This window comes from Daejeonella sp., assembly GCF_044232565.1.
In the GTDB taxonomy this organism is placed as follows: Bacteria; Bacteroidota; Bacteroidia; order Sphingobacteriales; family Sphingobacteriaceae; genus Daejeonella.
The window spans coordinates 1-3189 of record NZ_JBIILQ010000281.1 but is presented as its reverse complement, the minus strand read 5'-3'; the positions used below and the strand labels follow the sequence as shown (position 1 = coordinate 3189).

Here is a 3189-nt window from a genome sequence, read left to right as displayed (position 1 = left end):
TATTTAATGGCAAGAATATTTAGTCTTTGTATTTTTTGAAAATTACAGAAGCATTATGCCCCCCAAAGCCAAAAGTATTACTTAAAGCAGCGTTAACGGTACGTTTTTGAGCCTTATTGAATGTAAAATTCAACCGCGGATCAAAGTTTGGATCATCCGTAAAGTGATTAATTGTTGGTGGTACAATATCATTTTTGACAGATAGAATTGAGGCGATAGCTTCAATAGCTCCTGCAGCACCAAGTAGATGACCGGTCATTGACTTGGTAGAGCTAATATTTAGTTTGAATGCGTTTTCACCAAACATGGTAAGAATTGCTTTCACCTCACTTATATCTCCAAGTGGGGTTGAAGTTCCATGAACATTGATGTAATCAATGTCGGCCGGACTCATACGAGCATCTCTTAAAGCGTTGGTCATTACTAATCTAGCTCCTAAACCTTCTGGATGTGGTGCAGTAATATGATTTGCATCTGCACTCATACCACCACCAACTAATTCAGCATAGATTTTTGCACCCCTAGCTTTTGCATGTTCTAATTCTTCCAAAATGATACCTCCAGCGCCTTCACCTGCAACAAAACCATCTCGGTCTTTATCAAAGGGACGTGATGCTGTTTTGGGATCATCATTTCTAGTAGAGAGTGCATGCATTGCATTGAAACCACCCATTCCTGCTTCATAAATAATGGCTTCTGAACCTCCAGAAACGATAATGTCAGCCATATCCAAACGGATATAGTTAAATGCATCGATTAGTGCATTGGTTGAAGAAGCACAAGCAGAAACGGTAGAGAAATTCGGACCGCGCAAACCATGCCTTATAGAAATATGGCCTGGTGCGATATCCAGAATCATTTTGGGGATAAAAAAGGGATTGAATCGAGGAGATCCATCACCATTGGCAAAATTGGAAACCTCATCAGTAAAAGTTTTCAAGCCACCTATTCCTGAACCCCAGATAACCCCAATTCGATTGGTATCAAGATTTGGGAAATCTAAGCCAGCATCCTTAATAGCCTCATCCGATGCAGCAATTGCATAGTGTACAAAGGGATCTAATTTACGAGCATCCTTTTTCTCCAAAAAATCTTCCGCGTTGAAGTTTTTTACTTCGCAGGCGAATTTTGTACGAAATTTTTCAGGATCGTAATGCGTTATAGGACCGGCTCCGCTTACACCATTGATTAAACTATCCCAGAATTCTGGGACAGTATTTCCAATTGGAGTAAGCGCACCTAGTCCTGTAACAACAACTCTTTTTAGCTCCATTTATGTGAGGATATCGTAAATTACTTTACGTTTTTTTCTAAATAAGCGATAGCTTGACCAACAGTGCCGATAGTTTCAGCCTGATCATCAGGGATAGCTACATTAAATTCCTTCTCAAACTCCATGATTAATTCCACGGTGTCCAATGAATCGGCACCAAGATCATTGGTAAAAGATGCCTCTGGTGTAACTTCATTTTCGTCAACACCTAATTTTTCAACGATAATTGCTTTAACTCTTGAAGCGATATCAGACATGGTTTTATAATTTAATTGTTAAATAATTCTGTGCAAAGAAAAATAAATTCTATCAATTTTCAAACCTTTTTGTTTTCAGCATTTTTTTATGCCCTATTAATTAAGGTTTAAGCTTATTATATTTGTTTTTTAATGCGTAAAAAACTTTGATTAAAACTACATTAAAATTTGAACTTGACCTAGACTTTAAATTGCTTGCTATAAGCTCGCAGCTAAAAGACTATATTTTTTGTTTTAAAATCAATAAACAACTGAGTATTGACTTCTGCAAGATTAGTGATTTAGAGCTTCCCTTCAATGGAGGAAGTGAAAATAATTATTTCAGTAGATATTATTTTCTCACGCCTGATATAGAAACGGAGTTCTATATCGTTGCTAATAAGGGTTCAGATGGGTTTTTGGTGCCTGAAATGAAGAAGGCGGATTTTTTTATTTTAATTCGTAATTACATCGATCAAGATGAATTAAAACAGCTTATGATGCAATTAAATAAAATGCCTGATGTGCTTGTTGCACTAGAAGTTGATCCTAAAAAATTGAAATCCAAAGAAAATCTCATATTTTAGCACTTAATTGCTGGGTGTATTTAGTACACTTTGTTAAAAAGAATAATTCAATTAAATAAATAGCTGATGAAAACGGTTCATAACAGAACTAAAATTGTAGCCACATTAGGCCCTGCTTCTTCCTCGAAAGAAGTTTTGTTAAACATGATAAAGGCTGGTGTTGATGTATGTAGATTAAATTTTTCACATGGAAGTCAAGAAGATCATCAAAAAGTGATTGACGTAATCCGTGAGATAAATGAAAAATATAAAACCAATGTAGGGATACTTGCCGATTTACAGGGGCCTAAAATCCGTATCGGGATGGTGAAAGAAGGTGGTGTTAATCTGGCCAGTGGCCACAAGATTGAAATTACCACTAAAGAGCTCCTTGGGGATGAAAAGCAGATTTACATCACTTATCAAAGCTTCCCAAGTGATGTGCGTTCAGGAGAAATTATCCTACTTGATGATGGAAAAATCCAAATGCGCGTTTTAAGCACCAACAATAAAGATACAGTTCAATGTGAAGTGGTTTATGGTGGTGTGTTAACTTCTCGTAAGGGCGTTAATCTTCCAAATACAAAAGTTTCTATACCTAGCTTAACAGAGGATGATCTAGACAATCTTGAGTTTGCATTAAAAAATGATGTGGAGTGGATTGGTTTATCATTTGTTCGTTCTGCTGAAGATATTATTGAACTCAAGCGAATTATTGCTAGAAGTGGCAATGCAGCACGTGTAATTGCTAAAATTGAAAAGCCTGAGGCCATAGACAATATTGATGAAATTATCGAAGTAACTGATGGGGTAATGGTTGCACGTGGCGACCTTGGCGTTGAGATGCCAATGGAGCAGGTGCCTCTTTTGCAGAAAATGATTGCTAGAAAATGTCGTGCTGCTTCTAAACCAGTTATTGTTGCTACACAAATGTTAGAAAGCATGATTACTTCTCCTCGTCCAACGCGTGCTGAGGTTAATGATGTGGCTAACTCAGTTCTAGATGGTGCTGATGCGGTCATGCTAAGTGGTGAAACATCTGTTGGGGAATATCCACTTATTGTTATTGAAACCATGCAAAAGATTGTAAGGAATGTGGAAGAAAATGATTACC

General features: G+C 37.1%; 4 protein-coding genes. 2 read left to right on the top strand and 2 right to left on the bottom strand.

What is annotated here, in order from left to right:
- Nucleotides 1-19: 19 nt before the first annotated feature.
- Together fabF and ACILQF_RS12040 are read right to left on the bottom strand one after the other, a co-directional pair.
- Entirely contained in the window at nucleotides 20-1273 is a 1254-nt protein-coding gene (gene fabF, locus ACILQF_RS12045) for a beta-ketoacyl-ACP synthase II (RefSeq protein ID WP_395627649.1), read from the bottom strand.
- Between the two features lie 20 nt (nucleotides 1274-1293).
- Nucleotides 1294-1530, bottom strand: a complete 237-nt coding sequence (locus ACILQF_RS12040; protein WP_008241990.1) for an acyl carrier protein — start codon at nucleotides 1528-1530, stop codon at nucleotides 1294-1296.
- A 146-nt stretch (nucleotides 1531-1676) separates the two neighbouring features.
- On the opposite strand from ACILQF_RS12040, the gene ACILQF_RS12035 reads away from it, so the two are divergent.
- Both ACILQF_RS12035 and pyk read left to right on the top strand, forming a co-directional pair.
- The gene (locus ACILQF_RS12035; RefSeq protein WP_395627648.1) at nucleotides 1677-2096 is read left to right on the top strand and encodes an IPExxxVDY family protein; all 420 of its coding nucleotides are present in this window, start codon (nucleotides 1677-1679) and stop codon (nucleotides 2094-2096) included.
- Between the two features lie 66 nt (nucleotides 2097-2162).
- Nucleotides 2163-3189 (top strand): pyruvate kinase (gene pyk, locus ACILQF_RS12030; RefSeq protein ID WP_395627647.1); only part of this gene is annotated, 1027 nt, incomplete at its 3' end.

Coding starts and splice junctions, on each gene's coding strand:
- fabF (WP_395627649.1), bottom strand. CDS start 1,273: ATGGAGCTAAAAAGAGTTGTTGTTACAGGACTAGGTGCGCTTACTCCA.
- ACILQF_RS12040 (WP_008241990.1), bottom strand. CDS start 1,530: ATGTCTGATATCGCTTCAAGAGTTAAAGCAATTATCGTTGAAAAATTA.